Annotated in this window: 17 protein-coding genes; 13 read left to right on the top strand and 4 right to left on the bottom strand. The window is 48.7% G+C overall.

The window, feature by feature from the left end:
* Window positions 1-11 precede the first annotated feature (11 nt).
* Window positions 12-1,883: an ATP-dependent zinc metalloprotease FtsH gene (gene ftsH, locus WMO65_RS09340; protein ID WP_033140670.1), complete on the top strand. Its 1,872-nt coding sequence runs from the start codon at window positions 12-14 to the stop codon at window positions 1,881-1,883.
* A 175-nt stretch (window positions 1,884-2,058) separates the two neighbouring features.
* Here ftsH and WMO65_RS09345 read toward each other — a convergent pair whose 3' ends face one another.
* On the bottom strand, window positions 2,059-3,390 hold the full coding sequence (locus tag WMO65_RS09345) for a uracil-xanthine permease family protein (RefSeq protein WP_148392030.1): 1,332 nt from the start codon (window positions 3,388-3,390) through the stop codon (window positions 2,059-2,061).
* Window positions 3,391-3,677: 287 nt separating this feature from the next.
* Here WMO65_RS09345 and WMO65_RS09350 point away from each other — a divergent pair, with 287 nt between their 5' ends.
* The gene (locus WMO65_RS09350; RefSeq protein ID WP_033140667.1) at window positions 3,678-4,634 is read left to right on the top strand and encodes a 3'-5' exonuclease; all 957 of its coding nucleotides are present in this window, start codon (window positions 3,678-3,680) and stop codon (window positions 4,632-4,634) included.
* A gap of 75 nt (window positions 4,635-4,709) precedes the next feature.
* On the opposite strand, the gene WMO65_RS09355 is transcribed toward WMO65_RS09350, so the two are convergent.
* Window positions 4,710-6,227 carry a response regulator gene (locus WMO65_RS09355; RefSeq protein WP_148392029.1) on the bottom strand — a complete coding sequence of 506 codons (1,518 nt, stop codon included), beginning with the start codon at window positions 6,225-6,227 and terminating at the stop codon, window positions 4,710-4,712.
* A gap of 20 nt (window positions 6,228-6,247) precedes the next feature.
* Window positions 6,248-7,990 (bottom strand): cache domain-containing sensor histidine kinase, encoded by a 1,743-nt coding sequence (locus tag WMO65_RS09360; protein ID WP_148392028.1) that lies wholly within the window; start codon window positions 7,988-7,990, stop codon window positions 6,248-6,250.
* A 294-nt stretch (window positions 7,991-8,284) separates the two neighbouring features.
* Here WMO65_RS09360 and WMO65_RS09365 point away from each other — a divergent pair, with 294 nt between their 5' ends.
* The 6 genes from WMO65_RS09365 (at window position 8,285) to WMO65_RS09390 (ending at window position 18,978) form a co-directional block, all read left to right on the top strand.
* Window positions 8,285-9,613, top strand: a complete 1,329-nt coding sequence (locus WMO65_RS09365) for an ABC transporter substrate-binding protein (protein ID WP_148392027.1) — start codon at window positions 8,285-8,287, stop codon at window positions 9,611-9,613.
* A gap of 82 nt (window positions 9,614-9,695) precedes the next feature.
* Complete coding sequence (locus tag WMO65_RS09370; RefSeq protein ID WP_148392026.1) at window positions 9,696-10,583, top strand: carbohydrate ABC transporter permease; 888 nt, start codon at window positions 9,696-9,698, stop codon at window positions 10,581-10,583.
* Window positions 10,584-11,426 carry a carbohydrate ABC transporter permease gene (locus WMO65_RS09375; RefSeq protein ID WP_018595299.1) on the top strand — a complete coding sequence of 281 codons (843 nt, stop codon included), beginning with the start codon at window positions 10,584-10,586 and terminating at the stop codon, window positions 11,424-11,426.
* A gap of 4 nt (window positions 11,427-11,430) precedes the next feature.
* Window positions 11,431-13,770 (top strand): glycoside hydrolase family 65 protein, encoded by a 2,340-nt coding sequence (locus tag WMO65_RS09380; protein WP_148392025.1) that lies wholly within the window; start codon window positions 11,431-11,433, stop codon window positions 13,768-13,770.
* On the top strand, window positions 13,757-14,626 hold the full coding sequence (locus tag WMO65_RS09385) for a hypothetical protein (protein ID WP_018595301.1): 870 nt from the start codon (window positions 13,757-13,759) through the stop codon (window positions 14,624-14,626). The genes WMO65_RS09380 and WMO65_RS09385 overlap by 14 nt, the downstream gene beginning before the upstream one ends.
* Window positions 14,627-14,652: 26 nt before the next feature.
* Window positions 14,653-18,978, top strand: coding sequence for a discoidin domain-containing protein (locus tag WMO65_RS09390; RefSeq protein ID WP_349064043.1), 4,326 nt, complete (start codon window positions 14,653-14,655; stop codon window positions 18,976-18,978).
* Between the two features lie 59 nt (window positions 18,979-19,037).
* On the opposite strand, the gene WMO65_RS09395 is transcribed toward WMO65_RS09390, so the two are convergent.
* Window positions 19,038-20,636 carry a D-alanyl-D-alanine carboxypeptidase family protein gene (locus tag WMO65_RS09395; RefSeq protein WP_148392023.1) on the bottom strand — a complete coding sequence of 533 codons (1,599 nt, stop codon included), beginning with the start codon at window positions 20,634-20,636 and terminating at the stop codon, window positions 19,038-19,040.
* A 181-nt stretch (window positions 20,637-20,817) separates the two neighbouring features.
* Here WMO65_RS09395 and WMO65_RS09400 point away from each other — a divergent pair, with 181 nt between their 5' ends.
* The 5 genes from WMO65_RS09400 to WMO65_RS09420 all read left to right on the top strand — a co-directional run bounded on the left by WMO65_RS09400 (window position 20,818) and on the right by WMO65_RS09420 (window position 24,739).
* On the top strand, window positions 20,818-21,195 hold the full coding sequence (locus WMO65_RS09400; RefSeq protein WP_026255477.1) for a GntR family transcriptional regulator: 378 nt from the start codon (window positions 20,818-20,820) through the stop codon (window positions 21,193-21,195).
* On the top strand, window positions 21,192-22,073 hold the full coding sequence (locus WMO65_RS09405; RefSeq protein WP_033140655.1) for an ABC transporter ATP-binding protein: 882 nt from the start codon (window positions 21,192-21,194) through the stop codon (window positions 22,071-22,073). Before WMO65_RS09400 ends, WMO65_RS09405 begins: the two co-directional genes overlap by 4 nt.
* Before the next feature lie 2 nt (window positions 22,074-22,075).
* Window positions 22,076-22,738, top strand: a complete 663-nt coding sequence (locus tag WMO65_RS09410; protein WP_148392022.1) for a hypothetical protein — start codon at window positions 22,076-22,078, stop codon at window positions 22,736-22,738.
* A gap of 12 nt (window positions 22,739-22,750) precedes the next feature.
* The gene (locus WMO65_RS09415) at window positions 22,751-23,461 is read left to right on the top strand and encodes a hypothetical protein (protein WP_148392021.1); all 711 of its coding nucleotides are present in this window, start codon (window positions 22,751-22,753) and stop codon (window positions 23,459-23,461) included.
* Between the two features lie 273 nt (window positions 23,462-23,734).
* Window positions 23,735-24,739: a LacI family DNA-binding transcriptional regulator gene (locus WMO65_RS09420; RefSeq protein ID WP_033140652.1), complete on the top strand. Its 1,005-nt coding sequence runs from the start codon at window positions 23,735-23,737 to the stop codon at window positions 24,737-24,739.
* Window positions 24,740-24,782 lie beyond the last annotated feature (43 nt).

The following is a 24,782-nucleotide window of genomic DNA, read 5'->3' on the forward strand; positions in this document are numbered from 1 at the left end:
AGGAAAAATATATGGAAGTAAAAGACAAAAAACCAAAAAAACCAATCATGTTTTACTATGCTATCGTCATAGTTGTTCTGATTCTTCTGAACACGCTGCTGGTTCCTTCTATTGCGGAGAGAAGCATTAAGGAAGTCAGGTATGACCAGTTCCTGAGCGACTTAAAAGGCAGCAGGATAGATGAGGTAAGCCTTGATGATGATACGATTTATTATACGATAAAGAACGGTGAGAAAACCCAGGTTTACAAGACCGGAAGGATTAATGACCAGCAGGAAGTGGAGCGTCTGGACAATGCGAAAGTGAAGTTCGGCAAAGAGATTCCTAAAAAACAATCTCCCATCCTGACATTCCTTCTCTCCTGGATCATCCCGATCGCCATTTTCTTATTCATAGGCAATTGGCTGAGCAAGAAAATGATGAGTGGTATGGGCGGCGGAGCCGGAGCCATGAGCTTTGGCAAGAGTAATGCCAAGATCTATGTGAAATCTTCCACAGGCATCCGGTTTACCGATGTAGCAGGTGAGGATGAGGCAAAGGATCTGCTTACAGAGATTGTGGATTATCTGCACAATCCCGACCAGTACCGGGAAATCGGTGCATCCATGCCAAAGGGAGCCCTTTTGGTAGGCCCTCCGGGAACCGGTAAGACACTTCTGGCAAAGGCTGTGGCCGGCGAGGCCAACGTACCGTTTTTCTCCATTTCCGGTTCAGAGTTCGTGGAGATGTTCGTCGGTATGGGCGCGGCGAAAGTACGTGACTTGTTTAAGCAGGCAAATGAAAAAGCACCGTGTATCGTATTTATTGATGAGATTGATACTATTGGTAAGAAGCGTGACGGAAACATCAGCGGCAATGACGAGCGGGAACAGACCCTGAACCAGCTTCTGACGGAGATGGACGGTTTCGACGGATCAAAGGGTGTTGTGATCCTGGCGGCAACCAACCGTCCGGATTCCCTGGACCCGGCGCTGCTTCGTCCGGGACGTTTTGACAGGCGTATTCCGGTAGAACTTCCTGACTTACAGGGACGTGAGGAGATACTGAAAGTACACGCAAAGAAGATCAAGATATCCGACAATGTGGATTTCCGCGAGATCGCCAAGGCTGCATCCGGGGCATCCGGAGCCGAGCTGGCGAACATTGTGAATGAAGCGGCACTGCGGGCTGTCCGCGACAGAAGAAAATTTGCCACGCAGGCAGATATGGAGGAGAGCATTGAGGTAGTCATTGCTGGTTACCAGAAGAAGAACCGTGTGCTCTCCGAGAAAGAGAAACTTATTGTATCCTACCACGAGATCGGACATGCGCTGGTTGCAGCCATGCAGACGGATTCCGCACCTGTCCATAAGATCACCATTATACCGAGGACATCCGGCGCTCTTGGCTACACCATGCAGGTGGAGGACGGGGAACATTTCCTTATGTCCAAGGAAGAACTGGAGAATAAAATTGCTACCTTCACAGGAGGACGCGCGGCAGAGGAGCTGATTTTCCACTCTGTCACAACCGGTGCATCCAATGATATAGAACAGGCAACAAAGCTGGCCCGTGGCATGATCACCAGGTTCGGTATGAGCGATGAGTTCGATATGGTTGCCATGGAAAATGTGACGAATCAGTACCTGGGCGGTGATTCCTCCCTGTCCTGCTCCTTCGAGACCCAGACCATGATTGATAAAAAGGTGGTAGAGCTGGTCAGAACACAGCATGAAAAGGCATATAAGATCCTGAAAGACAATATCGGCAAGCTCCATGAGCTGGCAAAATACCTCTTTGAAAATGAGACTATAACAGGGGAAGAGTTCATGAAAATCTTAAGTACCCCGCTGCCTCAGATTCAGGAGAATCAGGAACCGCAGGCAATAGAAACAGCGGAATAGAGAGTAAAGAAAGGGCATATGCTCAGAAACGAAACCGGCCTTCGCCGTTTATACCCGGAGCAGCATATCTGCTTCCGTGGATATAACGGCAAGGGCCGGTTTTTATTGTCGATTCGTAACTGTTGGGCCAGGTCTGCGCATTTACTGCGCTGACCGTGCATAAGGGCAGTTACGTTTATTCTTCTTTCGGCAGTATGATATTCAGCAGTATAGCGATCAGCGTTGCCAGTACCACCGTGCTTTTGCCAAAGATCATAGTCACCCAGCTCGGAAACGTAGCCAGTGCTGCGGATGCCTGTGAGATTCCCATTCCAAGGGCAGCCGCCAGGCCGACGATGGAGGTGTTTCTGTAGTTCATATCCTCAGAGGTGATCAGCTTCATACCTGTCATTGCAATGGACGCGAAGACAGATACCGTAGCGCCGCCGAGGACGCACTGGGGAATCGTGGTGAGCAGCGCGGAGAATTTGGGTATCAGTCCGGCTACGCCCAGGATAATAGCTGCCAGTCCCAGCACGCACCGGTTTACAACCTTTGTGGTTGCCACGATACCTACGTTCTGGCTGTAAGTAGCTGTGGGAAGGCCGCCGAATACGGCACCGATGATATTCATGACACCATAGCCCACAATACCGCCCTGCAGCTCTTTGTCACTGGGTTCTCTTCCGAGACCGCCCACTGTGGTTGCCGTGAAGTCACCGATCGCCTGCACGGAGTTGATGGCAAAAAGAAGGCCGATCGCCACACAGGAAGATACCTCGAAATTGATTCCGAAATGCATAACCTGCGGAAGCTGGAATACGCTGGCAGAGGCCACGCTGCTGAAGCTTACCATGCCGAAAAAGGCTGAGACCACGTATCCCGCAACCATTCCGATCAGGATGGAAGCCAGTTTTACGATCCCTTTTCCAAAATGGTTCAGTACAGTTACAATGACGAGCGTAAAGATCGCCACAGCCCAGTTCTGCCAGGAACCATAAGTCTCGCTGCTGGTGCCCCCCGCCATATAGTTGATGGCTGTAGGGTACAGGGAGAGGCCGATGGTGAACACAACGGTCCCGGTGATCAGAGGCGGGAAAAACACCCTGATCTTCCTTACAAGCAGTCCGACTATGATGGCCACACAGCCGCCCACAATCTGGGATCCCAGTATGGTGGCGATGCCGTAGCCCTCTGCAATGGCCTGCATACTGGGCACATAGGCAAAGCTGACGCCCATGATGACCGGCAGGGAGGAGCCGATGTGGAATCCGCTCTTGCTGCCCAGCGGGAAAAGCTGGAGCAGGGTGGAGATTGCGGACACAAAAAGAGCAGCCTGGATGAGGATCACCTTGTCTCCCTGAGACATGCCTCCGCCGCTGACGGCTCCTGAAACAATGATGGCTGGTGTGACACAGCCGACGATCATGGCGACCACATGCTGCAGCGCCAGCGGCAGTACCTGACGAAACGCGGGAATGCCCTCCAGTTCAAAGATACTTCCTTTACCGATTTCCATTCCTTTCATTATGTAATTACCCCCATTTGATTTTCCGAAACATCTTGGCCCCATGGTCAAACTGCTGTCCCCGGAAACATTTTATGAAACACGGTATGTTAGATTACTATAATATTAGCAAATCAGCAGGATATAGTCAATGAAAATTACAAAAATTTTTAGATAATCTAAAATTTTTTGTATAACATGAATGAGAATGCCATGTTGCACCTTACAGAGAATAATGGTAAAATCAAAAAAGATGAAAAACCACGGGCTGCCGGGAACGAATATAAAGAGAGCTGCAGGACTTAATTATGAACTATATTGTATTTGATTTGGAATGGAATCAGTGCCCCTATGGTAAGGACAGGGAGAATAAAAGGCTGCCCTTTGAGATTATTGAGATAGGAGCCGTGAAGCTGGATGAGAACAGGAAAATGACAGACCAGTTCCATGAGATCGTCAAGCCTTCTGTGTACCACAGGCTGCACTACCGCACAAAAGAAATATTGCATATTGATAAGCAGACACTGGAAAACGGTGTTCCGTTCTCCAAGGCGATCCGCAGATTCCTGAAATGGTGCGGGGAAGATGTGATGTTCTGCACCTGGGGCCCCTCTGATCTGGTGGAGCTGCAGCGCAATATGAAATACTACAGGCTGACCTATCTGCTGGAAGGCCCGCTCCGCTACTACGATGTGCAGAAGCTGTTCGGAATCTCCTGTGAGGGTGACAAGACCAGCCGCTCCCTGGAATATGCCATTGATCACATGAAACTGGATAAAGGGGAAAATTTTCACCGGGCGCTCAATGACGCTGTCTACACCGCTGAAATCTTCGCCCGTCTGCCTATGGACACAGTGAGAAAGTTTTTCTCCATTGACTGCTATCAGAACCCCAAGTCAAAGAGTGAGGAGATCCATACGGTATTTGATGATTATTCCAAATACATTTCCAGGGAATTTCCCACAAAAGAGGATGCCATGAAGGACCGGGAGGTGGTCAGTACCCGCTGCTTCTTCTGCGGAAAGACCGCGAAAAAGAAAATACGCTGGTTTTCTCTTAATCCAAAGACCCACATGTGCCTGGCCTACTGTCCGGAACACGGATATTTCCGGGGTAAGGCAAGACTGAAAAGGACAGATGAGGGAAAGTATTATGTGGTCAAGACAGTGAAGCAGATCAGTGAGGAAGAAGCTGAGGAAGTAAGGATGAAGAGGGACGCGCTGAGAAAGAAAAGGCGTGCAAAGAGACACCAGGATTATTATTAGAGAGAAAAACCCCATCGGAAAGCTGCCGGAATCCGACAGCCTTCCGATGGGGTTTTATGCAGGATGGGGCCGGCCTCATCCCCGGAATTCTTTAGGGGTCATTCCCACATACTTTTTAAATATGGCGGAGAAGTAAGCCGGGTCATTGAATCCCACCTGTTCCGCAATCTCGTAAGTCAGTATGGATCTGTCCGAGAGAAGTTCCTTTGCCCGCTCGATCCGTTTCAGGTTGATGAAATCCGTTATGGTATGTCCGGTCTCCTTCTTGAAGGTCCGGCTCAGATAGGAGGGATTCACATGCACATGTCCGGCAAGCTGCTCCAGGGTGATAGGCTCCTTTAGATTTTCTGTTATGTAGGCAATGGAGTCTTTTACGGTTTTGCTGTAGCTTATTTCAGAGGCCAGGAGTGTTTCCCTCAGAATCTGGAGCAGGCTTTTCACAATACTTTCCAGCTCGAAAATATTGGACGAATTCTCAATGGAATGCAGCAGGTTGTTATCCGGCATTTCCAGGCCCTTTTCCAGCAGAATGTGGGTGCCGGTGTAATAAATGTGGATACAGAGATTCTTCACATCACTGGATTTGGCAAAATTACTCTGCAGTTTGATAAAAATACTGTTTAAAATCTGTTCCGCCGCGTCGAAATCCAGGCTGATGATGGCATTTTCCAGCTCATAGACAGACAGTGTCTCCCCGGCGGAGAGGGTATAATCCTCAGCGGTTCCCTGCTCCTGGTAAAAGGCAATGTTGTCCTGTGAGTAGAAGTTCAGCGTCAGCGCCCGGATGGATTCAAAGACCGCCACAGAATATTCCCCAGGACTTGTGTGGTGGCTGCTGATGCCGATGGTCAGTTTCTGTTCATAAAAGGAATCCGCCATGGCTGTGATGTCACGGCAGTTCTGCAGCAGCTCCCGGGGAACGGCAGGGCATCTGCCGGTGCAGGCAGGGTAAAAATAGATGGCAATGATCAGGTTGTTATATCGGTAGCAGTAACTGTTTGATTTAAGCTTGATTATGATCTCCTTCAGGGCGGATATATTTCCGGCATAAGGTATGAACTGAAAGGCAGCCACATAATAGCTTTCCAGGGATATATTATATTCTTTCAGCCTGGCTGCCAGTGTGTCGGAGCAGGAGGCATCTGTGAGCTCTTGGAGAAGCTGGTCTATCATGAAGGCTACATCAGACTTCTTTGCCGTGTTTTTCTGCCTGGAGGCTATGATCTTCTTCTGCGCGCTCTGTACAGAGGCCACGACCTGTTCTATGGAGATCGGCTTGAGCAGAAAATCACTTACGTTGTATTTGATGGCGGTTTTGGCGTACTCGAAGTCAGCATATCCGGTCAGGATTATGACCTTGATTTCCGGATAATGCTCCATCACATATTTGGCCAGGTCAAGGCCGTCGGATTCCGGCATGCGGATATCCGTTATAATAATATCTACCGGATTTTCTTTCAGTTTTTCAATGGCTTCCAGCCCGTCACTGGCGGTGTCCTGGATAATGCAGTCAATGGCTTCCCAGTTCACCACCTGGGTAAGTCCTTTTCTTATGGTGGTTTCGTCATCCACGATCATCAGGTGAAATATCATAATGTGTTTCCTCCGTACAGCTAATCAACTATTAATGGAAGTTTAAAAGAAATTGTGGTGCATACGTTCAATGTGCTTGTTATCTTCAGATGAGCCATTTCCCCAAAAAGGAGATACAGGCGCCTGTCCAGGTTGCGCAGCCCGATGTGGGTGTGTGATTCGTCTGAAGACGGACGGATATCGCAGATGTCGGGGATGGTCTCAAAACCGATTCCGTTGTCCGCCACAAGGATTTCCATGCAGTCCTTATGTTTGATCACATTGACCACCAGCTTTCCCTTGCCTTTTTTCGGCTCCAGGCCGTGGACAATGGAGTTCTCAACAAGGGGCTGGATACAGAAGCAGGGGACTTTGTAGTGCAGCAGGGAAGAGTCTGCCTGTATTTCCACGGATATTTTTTCCTCAAAACGCATTTTCTGCAGGTAGGTATAGAATTTCACATAGCGCAGTTCATCTTCCAGTTTCACATAGGTGAAATCCTTGGACACCACATTGGCCTTCAGCAGTTCTCCCAGGGAGATGACCATCTGGTATATCTCAGGATTGTTGGTCATCTGGGCTTTCCAGGCTATAGTGTTCAGGGTGTTGAACATAAAGTGCGGGTCCATCTGGGACTGCAGTGCTTTGATCTCCGCGTTTTTCAGCAGGAGCTGCTTCTCCAGATTATCTTTATAGTAAGTGTCCAGTTTATCCAGCATATGGTTGAAGGCATCCGCCAGGTTGTTGAACTCCGAATACATCTCCAGAGGCGGGAGGCGGTCCTTTTTGCCCTCGGCGATCTTATTGATCTGATAGATCATATTGTCAATGGGTCTTGTGACTGCGCGGCTGATGATGATGGAAATACACAGCACCAGTGTGACAATGACAGCCAGAACCAGCATGTAAGTCCTGAGTGTGTCATTGAGCTTTTCCAGCACCTGATTCCTGGGCGCGGCGACCACGGAGGTCATGTCCAGATTGGGCAGCTTCTCCGCTGCAGTCAGATAGGACTGTCCGCCGGCATCTATTTCTTCCAGATACGTTTCATTATTCAGAAAATCCAGTTTCCCGGAGATCTCATCCGCGCAGGGCAGACTCTGGCTGTCGGTGATCAGATTGATCTCATCATTGTACAGATAGATGAACCACTCCCGGTCAATGCCTGCGTTGTAGAAATCGATCAGGGTGTTTTTATTTACATTGATAATAATGGTAGCCACATACTCACCGGTATAGGAACTGAAAATATTTCTGACAAAATAGAGTACGGACGGTGTGGAGTCCTCCATCTTTATGTTCAGATTGGGGTCTGAGGTGGAGATGGACTGCAGGATATCCTGATTTGCCTTGATATTTACGGTTCCCGGCCCGGATGTGGCAAGGTAATATTCGGAGGGGTTTTGAAAAATGCAGACGCCGTTAATATAGTTCTGTTCCCACATATAAGTATTGATCAGAAGGAAACTCATCTGCTTTTCGATATCCAGCTTATTGCGGGAATCATCCACGGAAGGCTCTATGGCTTCTCTTATAATGGTGTTGGAGACAAAGAGCGCGTTCACATAGTCCAGATTGTTCACCTGGTCTGTGATGTTCTGGTTGACCTGAGAGAGCTCCTTCATGACCTGTTGTTTCTGGTTTTCAATCAGTATATTGGCAGTTTTTTTATAAAAGAAGATTCCGCTCAAGATCAGGGAAACAGCCAGTATGACGGTTATCACCAGGGTGATGTACATTCTCAACGTGCCTTTTTTCTTATTGATAAACAGGGGAATTGCCATAAAACATCTTCTTTCTGTAAGATTATTATTTAATATTATATCATAAACCACCCCGGTATTTTCGTGCTCCTGTAAAATGAGCAAAAATTTACAAGAATAGGTAAAAAATATTATAGATTAGCAGAAAGTAGTAGATTTTCTGTAATGATAGCAGATATGATGACAAGAAAGAGTAAAAAATAATGATGGAACGGGTAATTGTAGTCTATTCAGAAAAATCAGAAAATTTTATATAATTTTTACATCAGGAAGCTGAGTAAAAAACGAGTTCAGCGAAAAAAGGAGGAACTGTTTATGAGAAAGAAACTGGTAAGTGTGCTGCTGTGTGCAGGTATGATAGCATCTATGGCAGCCGGATGCGGCAGTAATGAGGGCGGAAACAGCAAACAGGAAGAGAGAAAGTCATCCGATGGTAAAGTGGTGCTCAACGTGATCAATTACCACGTAGGTACAGACTATGCGGCTGAATATTATGATTACCTCTTCACGGAATTCCAGAAGACAGAAGAGGGCAAGAATGTAGAATTCAAATTCGAGGAGATTCCCACAACAGATGCATACAACCAGAAGATCAAACTGCTGATCTCCAGCGGTGACCTTCCGGACATTGTATTCAACGGTGGAAACAATATCATCAATCTGGCCGTGGAGTCAGGAAAGGTTCAGGATCTGACATCGTACTTTGAGGAAGACCCGGAGTGGAAAGCCCAGTTTGATGAGAGTTCACTGGAATTTAACTCTGTGGACGGCAAGATTTACGGTGTTCCTGTGTCAAAGGAGATTTCCTATATCTACTATAACAAGGATTTATTTGAGCAGGCAGGTCTGGAAGCTCCTGATGTGGCGTATGAGACCTGGGATGACTTCTTCAAGGCATGCGATACCCTGAAAGAAAAAGGAATCACTCCTCTCGGAATGGATACCGCGGACCTGGGATGGCTGACAAACCTGTGGTACAGCGGACTGATCGGAACTGCAGGGGATACCGGCAATGAGTTCATGAATGCCATGTATCCTACAGATTATAATACTCCTGAGGTTGAAAAAGCCACCACAGATTTACAGAAAATGCTGGCTGAATACACCACAGCAGACGCAGTGGGCGGCAAATACGATACCATGGCAACTCATTTCTTCAACAGTGAAGTTGCAATGTTCCCCAACGGACCGTGGATGATCCCGGATATCAGAAGTGAAGAGAAAGCACCGGCAGGCTTCTACGACAAGGTGGGCATTATGCTCCTTCCGGAATACGGTATGGAAATGGTTCCCACACCGGGCGATATGGTGGGCGCAAAAGACCCAGAGAAAATTGAAGCGGCAGTTGCATTCCTGAAATTTGAGACATCCATTGAAAACCAGTTAAAGGGACTGGAAATGGCCGGCCTTCAGCCCGTATCCAGCCAGGTTGAAATCCCGGATTCCCTGAAGGATTCCGATCCTCTTATGGCGGAAGTCCTTGAGATCCAGCCAAAGGCAAAATGGACATATGGACAGAACCAGGCGTACTGGTACCAGAATGTTATTGACACATTCTCCACAGAACTTCCGGAGCTTGCCTATGCAAATATCACCCCTGAAGAATTCTGTACAAAACTTTCCGAAGCAGCACAGAAAAATTAACAGGAAATAAATAGCTTAAAATGGGGTTGTTGTACAAAATCTTACAAGGTACAGCAGCCCCATTTTCAGAAAGGGGATAACTATGAGCACAAAGAATAAAAAAGTATGGATTGCACTGTTTATTGTGCCGTGCATGATTTTATTCGTATTGATCTATGCAGCACCCATCATTACGGTTCTGTACACGTCCTTATGTGAGTATACGGTTTCCACAAGCCCGGTACTGAAAGGACTGGAAAACTTTAAAACCATTTTCCAGGACAAGGATTTCCTGGAATCCATCAAGAATACCCTGGTATGGGTGGTTCTGCAGAGTACCTTCCATGTGTCTCTGGGATTTATCATGGCGCTTGTACTGCGCAGAAAACCCAAAGGCTGGAAGTTTGTCAGAACAGCCTATATGATACCGAATATCATTCCCACAGCAGCCACTGGTGTTATGTTCACACTGCTTCTGAACCCAACCTTCGGCGTGCTGAAATCCGTATACGGCATTTTCGGCCTGGATGCCGCTCAGATCCCCAACCTGTTCGGCAATTCCAAGTTCGCCTTCTGGACAGTGACCTGCACCTGGATTCTGTACTCAGGTTTCAACACCATTATATTCCTGGCAGAGATGGGCGCTGTGGACACAGCCATCTATGAAGCAGCCAGAGTGGACGGGGCAAAGCCGTGGCAGATGGACCGCTATATCACCATCCCCCTTATGAAGAATATCTTCGGTACCTGCGTAGTGCTGGCATCTGTGGCCATGGTATCTCAGTTCGATATCATCTATGTGACCACAAAGGGCGGACCGGGCAACTCAACTTTGAACCTGCCCACTTATCTGTACAAAGTAGCGACTCTGGAAAATAACTATGGCAAGGCCAATGCAGTGGGTGTGATCCAGATTGCCCTGGGACTGGTTCTGGTAGTCTTCATCCAGGCGTTGTTCCGGGAGAAAAAAATGAAACAGGAGGGGAAATAAATGTATCATGAGTCAAAAGTGAAAAAAGGCCTTCTGGGTATACCGAAATATATCTTTATGCTGTTCTTCGTTCTGATCGCCGTAGGCCCCATGATCTGGGCTTTCCTAAGCTCCTTCAAGACTTATGCGGAGATCAATTCCTCCGCCATTGCGCTGCCGAAGAGCCTGAATCTGCAGAACTATAAAGACGCCTTCAAGTACGCGCCTATTGCAAAGTATTTCCTGAACAGTGTGCTGATCGTGGGTATCAGTGTTCTGGTGACGGTCTGTGTGGTTGCCATGTGCGCCTATGTGGTTTCCAGGTTCCGTTTCAAACTGAAGACAGTGATTGTGCTTATGATCTCCGCATCCCTGATGCTTCCGGCACAGGCTATCTCCCAGCCGCTTTTTGCTATTTTCAAAGCGCTCGGAATCTTCGATACAAAGCTGGGGCTGATCCTGGTGTATTCCGCAATGGGGATTCCCATGTCCTTCTTTGTCATGGTGAGTTATTATGAAACGATCTCCACTGCGCTGGAAGAGTCTGCTTACATAGACGGAGCTACATTTTTACAGACATTTCTGCATATTATCCTGCCGCTGGCGAAGCCGGGCCTTGTGACCATTGCGCTGCTGCAGTTTATCAATACCTGGAATGAGTTTTATTTTGCTCTTATGCTCACAAGCGGTGACAGCGCCAGGACCGTGCCCATTGCCCTGAACTATTATATGGGAACCTTTGCGAACAACTATTCTGCGCTGTTTGCGGCAGTGGTCATGACGGTTATGCCGACGATCTTAGTGTTTATTATCCTGCAGAGGCAGGTTATGGAAAGCCTGACAGCAGGTGCAGTGAAAGGATAAATGTATGGATACCAACAAAAAACCAATTTACCCGGTGGAGCCCTGGAACATTACGGAGACTGAGTTCAGGGTTGAGAATAACTACAGAAATGAGACTACATTCGCCCTGTCAAACGGATATATCGGCACAAGGGGAACCTTTGAGGAAGCCTATGATTTTGACATTGATACAGGGCTGGAAGGAAACTTTATCAACGGGTTTTATGAGAGCGAGGAGATCCGCTACGGGGAGGCCAATTTCGGCTCCCCTCTCCACAGCCAGTCTCTTTTAAATCTGCCCAACGCAAAGAAGATCAGGCTGTACGCAGGCGGGGAGGAATTCCATATACAAAAAGGCACGGTCAGTGATTACAGCCGTGTGCTGCGCATGCGTGACGGAATTCTGGAGAGAAGTCTGGTCTATACCACGCCCGGCGGCAAGCAGATGCGCATACAGATCAGCCGTTTTGTATCTTTCCGGTGGAAAAATATAATGGAGATTCGGTACTGTGTGACACCTCTTAATTTCTCCGGGGAACTCACTTTTGTTACCGGAATTGAGGGAAATGTGGAAAACCACACCAGAAAGACCAACCCTATTGTGGATTATGGTCCTTTTGGACGCAGACTGGAGCCGACGGCTGTGAAGGCGGACGGGGACAGCATTTACTATGAGGCAGTCACCAGGAACAGCCGTCTCACCGCAGCCTGCGGATGTATGCACCATCTGGAGGGGGCACCATATGAGGTCAGCGCCTGCAAAGAAGAGCTGGCTGTGTCCCTTACTTATACCGCTGCGGCAGAGCAGGGAGAGACGGTCTGTCTGGAAAAATATATATGCTACAGTTCCGACCTGGATATGGATAGAGAGGAGCTGGAGACGTATACCGGGAAAATGCTCCGGTGTGCCGCCGCTGCAGGATATGCGCAGGCGGAAAAAGAGCAGATCAGCTACATGAACCGATACTGGGAAAAGGCCGATGTGGCAGTGAAGGGGGATGAAGCCCTGCAGCAGGGAATCCGTTTTAACCTGTTCCACATCATGCAGTCAGCCGGGCGCGACGGAAGAACCGGAATGGGGGCCAAGGGGCTCAGCGGTGAAGGCTATGAGGGGCATTATTTCTGGGATACGGAAATGTATGTGTTCCCTGTATTTGTCTACACAGACCCGGAGATCGCCGCGCATCTGCTGGATTACCGTTACGGCACACTGGATAAGGCAAGGGCCAGAGCCAGGATACTGGGGCATGATAAAGGCGCTCTGTACCCATGGAGGACCATCAACGGGGAGGAGGCGTCCACCTACTATCCCCTGGGAACGGCTCAGTATCATATAAACGGTGACATTTCCTATGCCCTATGCCTCTATCTGGATGTGACAAAGGACAAAGAATTTTTCCTTGAAAAGGGAGCGGAAATGCTCATAGAGATGGCCCGGGTATGGGCAGATGTGGGAAGCTTTGCGGAATGTAAAGGCGGAAAATACTGCATCTGTGATGTGACAGGCCCGGATGAATATAACGTGCTGGTAGATAACAATTTCTATACAAACCTGTTGGCAAGGGAGAGCCTGCGGGCTGCCCTGAAGGCTGTCAGGTACCTCAGGGAACAGGAACCGGAGAGATACGAAAGCCTTGCCGGGAAACTGGATTTTGCCTGGGAGGAGACAGATTTGTGGGATAAGATCATTGAGAATATGTATTTCCCATACGATGAGAAGCGTCAGGTCTATCCCCTTGATGACGGATTTATGATGCGCAAACCGTGGGATGAGTCTAAGATCCCGCCGGAAAAAAGGGCATGGCTGTATGAAAACTATCACCCGCTGTTCATTATGCGCCACAGGATGTCAAAACAGGCGGATGCCATTCTGGGCATGTATCTGTACAGCAATCTGTTCACTGAGGAAGAGCTTAAGAGAAATTATGATTTCTATCAGGAGGTAACACTGCACCACTCTTCCCTTTCCACCTGTATCTTCGGGATCGTAGCCTGTGAGATCGGTTATTACGATGAGGCGTATACCTACTTCTCCCAGTCTGCCAGAATGGACCTGGATGACTACCACAACAACTTCTACGCGGGTATCCACGCTGCCAATATGGCGGGAACCTGGCAGGCAGTGGTAAATGGGTTTGCAGGGCTGAGGACCAATGACGGCACACTGCGCTTTAAGCCGTATCTGCCGGAAAAATGGGAGGGATATCAGTTCTGTATCGGTTATCAGGGCAGCACCCTCAAGGTGGAGATCGGAAGAAATGGGGCTGACTTTACCCTGCTTGAAGGAAAGCCTGCAGTCTTCTATGTAAACGGGAAAGCGTGCAGTATCAAAGAGGAAGGAGGTACCTGGCATGAAGAAATATAAAGCAGTATTTTTTGACTGGGACGGGACTGCGGTCTTTTCCAGGACAGCGCCTGTGGATCAGGTTGTTGTTCCCATGAAAAAGCTGCTGGCAGAGGGCGTGAAGCTGGCTGTCATAAGCGGCACCACCATCAATAATATCGGAGGCGGAAAGCTCCATGAATATTTTACCCCGAAGGAGAGGCAGAACCTGTTCTACGGTCTGGGCAGGGGGGCTTATAACTACCATTTTACGGATGACGGACGGCCCGAAGTCTTCTGCAGTCTTATCCCGGATAAAGAACTGATGCTCAGGATACACAGGGCGTGTTACAGGATCCATGAGCGGCTGCTCCAGGAGTTCGATTTTAAGACAGACATCGTATTTTCCCGGCCAAATTACTGCAAGATAGATATTCTTGTGGAAAATGACAGGAACGGGCAGTTGTTTTTCCAGGAGCACGAGCTTGACAGCCTGAACCAGACCCTGAAAGAGCACGGGATCGGTGATCTGAGACAGCTTATCCGCATGGCGGAGGAGATTGGCAGGGAGGAGGGATTATCCCTGTCAGCAACCACGGACGCCAAATACCTGGAGGTGGGATTGTCCAGCAAGAGCGACAATGTAAATGCTATCCTGGAGCGGCTTGGCACTGCGTGGGGCATTCAGGCTGAGGACTGTTCTTTCTGGGGGGACGAGTATATCGGGCTCTCAGAGGGATTGTTCGGCAGTGACAGCTTCATGATCACAGAACGGACCATGGCAGGGGATTTCTTTGACGTGTCAGAGGCACGGGGAGAGCGCCCCGAAAATGTGCAGGTACTGGGAGGAGGTGTGGAACAGTTTATCGGCTTTTTGGAAGCCCAGAGTAATTTATAATTAAGACAGGTTAAGAGGATGAAAGTATGAGGAGATTAGGAAAAAGAATTCTGGCGGGCATCGCTGCCTGCTGTATGGTCTGCACCACTATGCCGGAGATTCCGGTGTGGGCGGACGCAGAGGGAACTACCTATTACGTGGACCAGGACGGGGGGAACGATGATGCGTCCGGTACCAGTGAAGCGGAGGCCTGGTCCTCCCTTGACAAGATCAACAGTGTTACATTTCAGCCCGGCGACCGTATTCTCTTTCAAAAAGGAGATGTGTGGACAGGGCAGTTAAGTCCCAAGGGGTCCGGTGAGGAGGGAAATCCCATTGTCATCGGCGCTTACGGTGAAGGGGATGAAAGGCCCAGGATCGACGGCAATAACTGGTGCGGGGAAGACGGGGATGACCTGGAAAACAGGATCTTTAACTCGGCTGTCTACTTCTACAACCAGGAATACTGGGAGATCACATCCCTGGAAGTGACCAACAGAATACCCGGGGACAACCCGGATGACCACATTAAGAAGTACGGGATCCTGATCATGGGAGAGGACGCGGGGACACTGCGCCATATGTACTGTCAGAATCTGTATGTGCATGATGTAGTCTCACACCCCATCGGTCAGCAGGCCGGCATCGGGCGCGGCGGTATCATTTACATTATCAGGGGCAATCAGGTACCTACCAATTGGGATGATATTGTAGTGGAGGACAACTATGTCGGGCCGAATATCAACCATTACGGCATCAACTTCCTGTCCACATGGGGAAGCAGTCAGTTCCAGCACGAGAGCGGCATTCCGGACAGCGAGTATGCAGGTCAGAGGGTCAACAGCACCAATCTTGTGATCCGCAACAACTACTGCAAGGATATCGGAAACGCGGCGATCTGTCCCTCCGCCTACAGCAATGCCCTTATAGAGCACAACACCTGTGACGGCTGCAACAGCGGACCTAACGGAAACGTGCCGGTATGGTGGGAGAACGGTGACTGTACCGTGGTGCAGTTCAATGAGGTCTTCGGTTCAGGCGCGTCCAGCAGCAAGGAGGATTCCCAGGCATTTGACGCGGATGTGAACGCAAAACTGAATTATATTCAGTATAACTATACACATGACAACCCGTCAGGCGCATTTTTCGAGTGTGCCCTGGGGACAAAATACACTACATATATCCGTTACAACATCAGTGAGAATGACGGATGGGGAACCAACGTATACGGCGGCGGGGCTATTGTGACCCTGGGCGGATATTCCAGCGGAAGCGGAAATAAGATGTATGTGTATAACAATGACTTTTACCTCAGTGAAGGCCATGACAGCTATATCACCAACAACTGGGACCAGCAGCAGTTAAACGATGCGGACTTCCAGTTTAAGAACAATATCATTTACAGTGACGCCCAGTCCAAAGGCTGGAGTGAATGGTTTAAGGGCAGCGTGGACAACAATGCTTACGGCGGCACGGACCAGAATATCAGAAGAGCGGATGATGAAAATGCATTGGAAGTTAAAGCTTCTGATTTTGAAGATCTGGGAACAGCAGGCGCCGGAGTGGACGGGTTTAAGCTGAAAGAGACTTCCGGCTGTATAGGCACGGGAGCGCTGATACCGGATAACGGCGGACTTGACTATTTCGGCAATCCGGTATCCTCTGACGGATACCCCAATGTCGGCGCTGACAATAGTTTTGCTGAGATTGGTGCGCAGAATGCGGGAATCGACTTCGAGGACCGTCCTGAGGAGGAGACAGCACTTACAGGCTCCTACGCAGACTGTGATTTCCGGGAGGGATGGCTTACCGCACAGACAGGAAGCTCCAAAGAGCTGTACGGGGACGGACAGAGTACGGTATATAAGATCAGCCTTCCGGACAATAAGACCCTCAAATCCTTCCAGGCACACTGCTCAGGAAGCGCTCTGGTGAAGATCGGGGGCAATGGATATGAGAAGACATTCAACATTACAACACTGAAGAATACCTATGAACTCCAGATTCCATCTGCTATCAAGGAAATGACCGTCACTGTCAACTCCCCAAAAGGAAGCAGTGATGTAAAGTTTGACAACCTGGTTTTGGAGGATGCGGAGTATGCGAGATACAACCTGGCACTGAACCAACCCGCTTATTCAGATGGGAACGACCAGTACTCACCATCCTGCGGAAACGACGGGGATGAGGGAACCATGTGGGTACATGCAGGGGATGACCTGGACGGCTATTGGTTCGTGGATCTGGGACAGGATTATGATCTGTCGGATTTTGAGCTGGTGTTTGAACAGGATGAAGAGAATGCCTGGGGTTACACCATAGAGGCAGCACGTGATGGTGAGGAGTACTTTGAGGAACAGCCTATTTATGACGCGTCAGAAAATACAGATGGTTCCAGAGTGCAGACCGGAAGCTTTGAACCGGGTACTTCCTATCGGTTTATCCTGATCAGACTGACAAAATTCCCGGGGGATGACTACTGGCCCGGATTTGCGGAATTTAAGGTTTATGAGAGGGACAACAGTGAGCTTGACAAATCCGCTTTGACAGATCTGATCCTGAAAGTAAAATACATGCAGCAGGGAAATTATACAGATGAGTCCTGGCAGAATCTGATGAATGCACTGGAACAGGCAAAAGCAGATTTTAACGCGGCAGTTACACCGGAGCAGGTGGATGCAGCCATTTATACGCTTCAGGCAGCAGTGGACAGTCTGGATGAGCATACAGACGGCAATCTGGCACTGAATAAGCCGGTGACATCATCTGCGGAAGAGTATGCGCCTGCATCAAACGGCAATGACGGAAGCACAGATACTTTATGGATCGTAAACGGTGACGCTGTGGAAGATCTGCTTCCTCAGTGGTGGCAGGTGGATCTGGGCAGTGAGTTTGTACTCAGCAATTACCAGCTTGATTTTGAAAAAGACGAGGCAGAGGGATTCTGGCAGTACAGAATCGAAGGCTCAAAAGATGGAGAGAATTTTGATGTGCTGGAAGATAAGACAGAGTCCGAGAGCGGTATCCGTACGGAAACAGGTACACTGACATCTGCGGAGAGTTACCGTTATGTCAGAGTGGTTCTCACAGGATTCCCGGAATACGACGGTGCGGACTACTGGCCTGCATTTGCGGAATTCCAGGTATTCGGGCAGGAACCTGCAGAGCCGGAAGTGGATAAAGAGCTTCTGAAGGCGAAAGTGGAAGGTGCAAAGGCCTTGAACCCGGATAAATATACGGAGGAGAGCTACGGCGTCCTTCTGGATAAGATCACCGAGGCGGAAGCAGTGATCGAAGACGATGAGGCAGCGCAGGAGCTGGTGGACCAGAAATGTGATGAACTGCAGGCTCTTATCGATGCCCTTGAAGTCAAAGTGATCGAACAGGTGAAGAAAGACAGGCTTGCTGCAATGGCAGCGGGATGCAGGGAGGCTGATCCTGAACTATATACGGAGGAGAGCTTCCGGAACCTTACCGATGTACTGGCTCAGGCATCCGAAGCACTGGAAGAGACCTGGTATACCCAGGAGATGGTAGATAATATTTCAGCTCTTCTGGAGGAGGCCGTAAATGGTCTGGTACCGACAGAGGAGGTTTCAGCGGAGGACACGGCAAGGGATCTGGCGAAGATGAGACTGGCCCAGGCAGCAGCACTTGATACAACCCTCTATTCAGAGGAAAGTCTCGAGAAGATTGCGCTGCAGAGCAAAGCACTCAGCGATGCCCTGGAGAATCCGGAACTGACGGCTGAGGAGATCAACAGCCTGACAGCACAGCTTACAGCGGCTCTGTCTGAACTCACAGATAAGGAAGAGCCTGCGGAAGTTGACAGAGAGAAGCTGAATGCCAAGATCATTGAGGCAAAGGCTATCGAGCAGGGTGATTTTACAGATGAAAGTTATGGAAATCTGCAGAATGCCATAATTGCAGCCGAGGGCGTATACGCGGATGAGAATGCCACACAGGAACAGATTGATGAGCAGGTAGAACTGCTGAAAAATGCCATATCCGCACTGGAGAAGAAACCGGCAGAAAAACCGGATGATCCGGATGATCCGAAAGACCCGGAAAAACCCAGTGACCCGGAAGATCCGCATAAACCAGGTACCACACCAACGACACCTACGACACCGGGGGATAACGGCAGTGACAAACCGAAACCGCCTGCAAAACCGTCCGGAAGCGGACAGGGAAATAAGAATACCGGCACCAACAACAATGGAAGCGGCGCAAAAGGTACTTCCGGCGGCAGTAGTGTGAAGTCACCCAAGACAAAGGACGAGGCAAGGACAGGAATGTTTGCAGGTCTCTTTGCAGTATCGGCGGCAGGTATCATTGTATTGGAAATGAAAAAGAAAAGAAGCAGAAGATAACAGAAGGAAACGGGAAACCGGGGCAGCCAACCATAGAGGGGAGGCTGTCCCGGTCTTTCTTATTTCTTCTTTTTTTTGTTCCTGGCCTTCTTTTTCCGGTGTCTTTTGATCTTAATGATAAGGAGTACAATATAGAAGATAACGGCTGACAGCAGGAAAATGAGCGCCGGATACTTCCACGTGGGCATGTTCCGGAAGTTATATTTAAGTTCCTGGAAGAATTCTCCCAGGGAACTGGAAGAGGTCTTGGGTGTTCTTTCGGCAGACACGCTGTCCGCGGTGTTATTCTGTGCGGCTGCCCCGGCTGTATTTGCTGTATTGGCAGGAGAGTCTTTGACCGCATCCAGGAATTCCGGCAGGGTGAGGGTCGGACAGACTTCTGCATGGCTTGTTGAGAGGAGCTGCTCGCCCAGATAATACTCTGTGGTCTGTATCTTTTTTTCCAGGGAAGTCTTACGGGTCAGTTTCTCAACAGGCAGGTCTGTCGGCAGATCCGCTGTTGCAGTATCTGTAAAACGCGTCATCATTTTAGCTTTGGTCAGGTTATAGAGATAATGCTCAATGGGCAGGGGTTTCAGACATTCAATCTCCCCCTTCTGGGCAAGAACTACCTTGTGGAAATTGGAAAATCCGTAGTCTAAAAGTGCCGCGGTATCCGGATACTGATAGACGGCATTGTCGGCCAGGACCACAGAAATCAGGTACATGCCGTTTCTCTGGGCATATGTCACAAGCGAGTTTCCGGCATCGCTTGTGTATCCTGTTTTTCCGCCCAGACATCCATCGTAATGCATGTCACCGGATACCAGCATCTTGTGATGGTTGTTCAGCCAGCGTTCCTCGTCTGTGATGTTGGTCTTTGGCTCAATGTAGTATTCCGTTCCGATGATCTTGCGGAAGGTCTCGTTTTTAAAGGCTTCTCTGGCAATATTCGCGAGATCCCGGGCTGTGGTGTAATGTTCCGGGTCATGAAGGCCGTTGGCATTGACAAAGTGGGTGTTTTTGCATCCGAGCTTCTCCGCTCTGGCGTTCATCATATTTACAAAGTCAGGGATACTGCCGCCCACAAACTCAGCTACGCCGGATGAGACCTCATTGGCGGATGCCAGCAGGATAGCGTACAGGCTCTGTTCCATGGTAAGTATCTCGCCGGGCTTAATGCCGATATGAGTGCTGCCGGGTTCTATGCCGTTTACAGCCTCAGCCGAGAAGGTGACCTGGTCTGTCAGAGCGCTGTTCTCAATGGCGATCAGGGCTGTCATGATCTTAGTGGTGCTTGCCGGGTACCTCTTTTCGTCAATACCCTTGGCGTAGAGTATCTCCCCTGTCTCTGCATCCATAAGAATGGCGGTTTCCGCAGCTACCTGCGGGCCTGTGGGCCATCCCGGAAGCGCATCGGACTGGACTTCCCAGTTATAACTGTCCGGCGGTGCGTTCGGGTCCTTTGGCGCTTCGGCGGCATCCGCAGGGGCGTTTGGGTCGGCCGGGGCGGCATTTGGGTCGGCTGCTGCGGCATTTGGATCTGTTGCGGCAGCGTTTGGGTCAGCAGGTGCCTGCGCTGCGTTCTGGGCAGCTCCGTATACTGAGGCCTGTCCGCTGCCGAGAAGAAGGCAGGAGGCCAGGACCAGGGCATTTATCCATAGTTTGGTTTTTTTCACAATAAAATCCTCATTTCTTAAAGGCTTTATTTATTATAAGAGATTTTATTCGCGGTTACAACCCCTTTCCTGCAACAAAGGTGTTGACAAATAGGTTCATAAGTGCTATGGTTAATTATACAAGTAATGAACCATATAACTAAGGCGGTCATAGATATTTTCCAGAAAGGGAGTGAGATGTTTGCAGGAACTATTGAGTCAGGAGAAGTCCATATATTTACAGATCAAGGAAATGATAGAAAACGATATTATCCGGGACATTCTGCTGGAGGAAGAGCGGGTGCCGAGTACAAATGAACTGGCGAAGCTCTACGCCATCAATCCGGCAACAGCGGCAAAGGGTGTAAATCTTCTGGTGGATGAAGGTATTTTGTATAAGAAAAGGGGGATTGGAATGTTTGTAGCATCAGGAGCAAAGCAGGTAATCGTGAGGAAGAGAAAAGAGAGATTTTTTGATGATTATATCAGAAGCCTTCTGACAGAAGCGGCAAGCCTGGGAATCACCAAAGAAGAATTGATCGATATGATAGCAGCAGGAAAAGGGGAGGATGCAAAATGAGCGTAATGACATTAAAATGTGAGAATCTGGTAAAACAGTATAAAGACAAAAGGGCACTGGACAATGTGAGCCTTACATTGGAGAAGGGAAAAATATACGGCCTGATCGGACGAAACGGCGCGGGCAAGACCACGCTTCTGTCTGTTTTGACCGCCCAGAATCCGGCCACACACGGAACTGTCACATTGAACGGACAGCCGGTTTGGGAAAATGAGGCGTCCCTGTCCCATCTCTGTTTTTCAAGGGAGATCAATGCCAATATGAATGCCGGAGGAATCGGCGCATTGAAAATAAAAGAGTATCTGAAAATGGCAGAGACATACATGCCTCACTGGGATAAGGAGATGGCAGAGCATCTGCTTGACATTTTCCATTTGGACCGGAAAAAAAGGATCTCCAAGCTGTCAAAAGGTATGACATCCATGGTCACCATAATCGTGGCACTTGCCAGCAAAGCAGATTTCACATTGCTGGATGAACCCGTTGCAGGGCTTGATGTAGTGGCAAGGGAACAGTTCTACAGGATACTGTTGGAGGAATATACGGAGACAGGGCGTACCTTTGTCATCTCCACACATATTATTGAGGAAGCAGCAGACCTTTTCGAGGAAGTTATCATTCTGCATGAAGGCAAAATGGTACTGAAGGAGAATACCCAGGAACTTCTGGAAAGCTGTGTACATGTAAGCGGCAGGGAAGAGGATGTGGATGCCGCGACAGCAGGACTTACGAAATACAGAGAGGAGACCATTGGAAGGAGCAAAAGCGTCACCGTAAAACTGGAGCCGGGCCAGAGAGTGGAAGCTGCAGACAGTGTCAGTGTACAGCCAATGAATCTTCAGAAAATATTCGTGGCGATGTGCGGCGGGGAGGTATAGAGATGAAGAAGTGGAGACTGTTCATGGAATGGGCACTGCAGGTTATAGGCATGTCTGTCGTAGTGGTTCTGGGTATGACAGTACTGACCGGGGGGCAGATATGGCTGGGATTTTCAAAGGCATCCGGCGGGCGTATGGTATCTGATCTGCCTGTTAAGATGATGCTTGTCACGGTATTTGTATCGGCGGTGACGTCCTCCGGTGTGTATACCAGTTATATACCTGCGGGTATGTGCCTGAACTGCAGGCGGAAAGATGCTTTGATGGGAATGCAGATCATGAAGCTGGTAGTTGCGCTACTGATGTCTGCCATCACTTTATTGCTGGCGGCAGTCGGAGACTGGCAGTTTGTCAGGGGAAATACGGCTGAGGCACTGGAGATTCTGGCGGTCGCATTCTGCGCTCTGCTCCTTGTGACATCCGTGGGAGAAGTCGTGGGGCTCGTCTATCTGCGGTTCCGGAAGATAGGAATGATAATCATGGTTTCCTTTTTCGCCATCGGCGGAGGCGCCCTGGGAGCAATTGTAGCCATGAATATTAAGGACATCCGTTTTGATTTTAAATTTACGAATGTGCTTATATATACAGCCGCAGCTACGGCAGTCGTATGGATTTTGGATATTATTATTTCAAGACGCCTGCTGGAAGGCCTTGAGGCGCAGTAGAGGAGGGATATCATGTGGAAATCAATAAAGGAGCAGGTAAAAATAGAGGTCTGCGACATGAGAGTTTATCTGGCTCTGGAGGCAGGACTGTGTGCCCTGGGTATGGTTATCATGACCTGTGTGCATATGTTCGGCAATGAGGAGAGTTATTTCCCTCTGGGCAGCATGATAGCGGCAATCGCTGTTCTGTGTCTGATCATATTCGGAAATATATTCAGCCTGTGCATGGGATTTGATATGGCGGTCAGCATGGGAAAAACAAGAAAGCAGTATTACCCGTCAGCTATTATCGTATATTTTCTCATGACACTGGTGCTCTTAGCAGGTCTGTTTCTGCTTCTGCGTGTGGAGACGGCCATATACGGTGTGCTGCTTCCGGGGAAAATAAAAGAAAATATACCGATCATGACAAAGTTTACAGTGCCCTGGATCTTTGGAGGGGCCGTAGCTTTAAATGGCTGTGCCGCTCTGGGGGCGGCCATTGTACGACGGTTCAAAAGAGGAAGGGTCGTCATTCTGGCCTTCTGGCTGCTCGGCTGCTGGACACTGCCCGGTGCTGCAGAGGGCAGGGACAGTAACGTCATGAACCGTATCGGAATTGCATGGGGACAGTGGTTCGGAGGATTTCAGACCTGGGCGCAGATCGGTATGATGGTGGGGGCCGGAGTTGCTTTGTGTGCGGCCGCGTATCTGATTTTCAGGAAACAGGCAGTGCAGTGGTAGGAGTTACAGACTCTGTAATTAGGATGATTGTGGAAACATCTCCTTTTACAGGGTCTGTTTTTGCGTTATAATAACACATATCAGGAAAATTCTGCAATGACAGGACAGAGCTTCCTTCCCCTGTCTGTAACGCTGTATTGTGAATATTATATAAAAACAGCAATCTAAATACAGGAATAATAACGAAAAAAATATAAATACAGAAATCCTATTGACATTTATATGTTAATTTCGTAAAATGACAACGTAAGACAAATGGAGAATTAAAACAAGATGAAAAAAGCGACGATTATTGATGTAGCCAATGCCTGCGGCGTATCCATGAAAACAGTATCAAGGGTGATCAACAACAGCCCTAATGTCAGTGATGCGACCAAGAAAAAGGTCTTTGCTGCCATGAAAGAACAGGGATATCAGGTGAATATCCTGGCAAAGGGACTGAAGGGAAACCGTACGAATATTATCGTGGTTTTTGCTGACCGTCATCATGAGGAACATTTAAGCATCTGGCATAATATCATGCTGAAGCATCTGTTCTCTTATGCGAAGGACAGAAACATGAAGATAGTCCTTTCTCCGTCCAACAGTGAAAAGTTCGAGGAGGATGAGACCGACGGTTTCTATCTGATGGCAAGCGGTATAGCAGACGGCGCCATACTGCTGGAGAATATTCTCAATGACCCGCGGGTGGATTACTTTGAAAAGCATAACATACCGTATGTGGTATTCGGTGAGCCTGAGAATCCGGATGTTCCTTCCGTCAGCCTTGACAATTTTGATGTGGGCTATAATGGAGGCAGATATCTGATAGGCAGGGGATACAGCAAGATAGCACTGCTGATAGGCGAACAGAAATTCCTGTCCACTCAGCTCCGCATAGAAGGCTTTGAAAAAGCCATGTATGGAACAGGCGCCCAGTATCATATCTTTACAGGGATCGATACCGTGGAAAAGGCTTATCACAAGTCAAAGGAAGTCCTGGAGGAGTATGATATACAGGCATTCTTCGTATCCGGTGATGAGAGAGCACTTGGTGTCTACAGAGGGATATATGAGAAAGGCATGAGGATACCGGAAGATGTGGCTGTTCTTGGGATTGATAATATAACATTAGGCGAATTTTATTATCCTCCTATTTCCACTGTCGCTCAGGATTTCAAACAGCTTGCAAAATGCTGTATTGATTTTGTGGTAGGAGAGATAGAAGAAGGTAAAAAAGAGGATGCAAGAAAGATATTTAAATTTCCGACAGAGATTATTGAAAGAAAATCTACATAATACCATAAAAAAGGAAGGAGATACTTCCTTCCATAATGACAAC

Origin of the sequence: Blautia caccae, from assembly GCF_040095955.1 — a bacterium.
In the GTDB taxonomy this organism is placed as follows: Bacteria; Bacillota; Clostridia; order Lachnospirales; family Lachnospiraceae; genus Blautia; species Blautia celeris.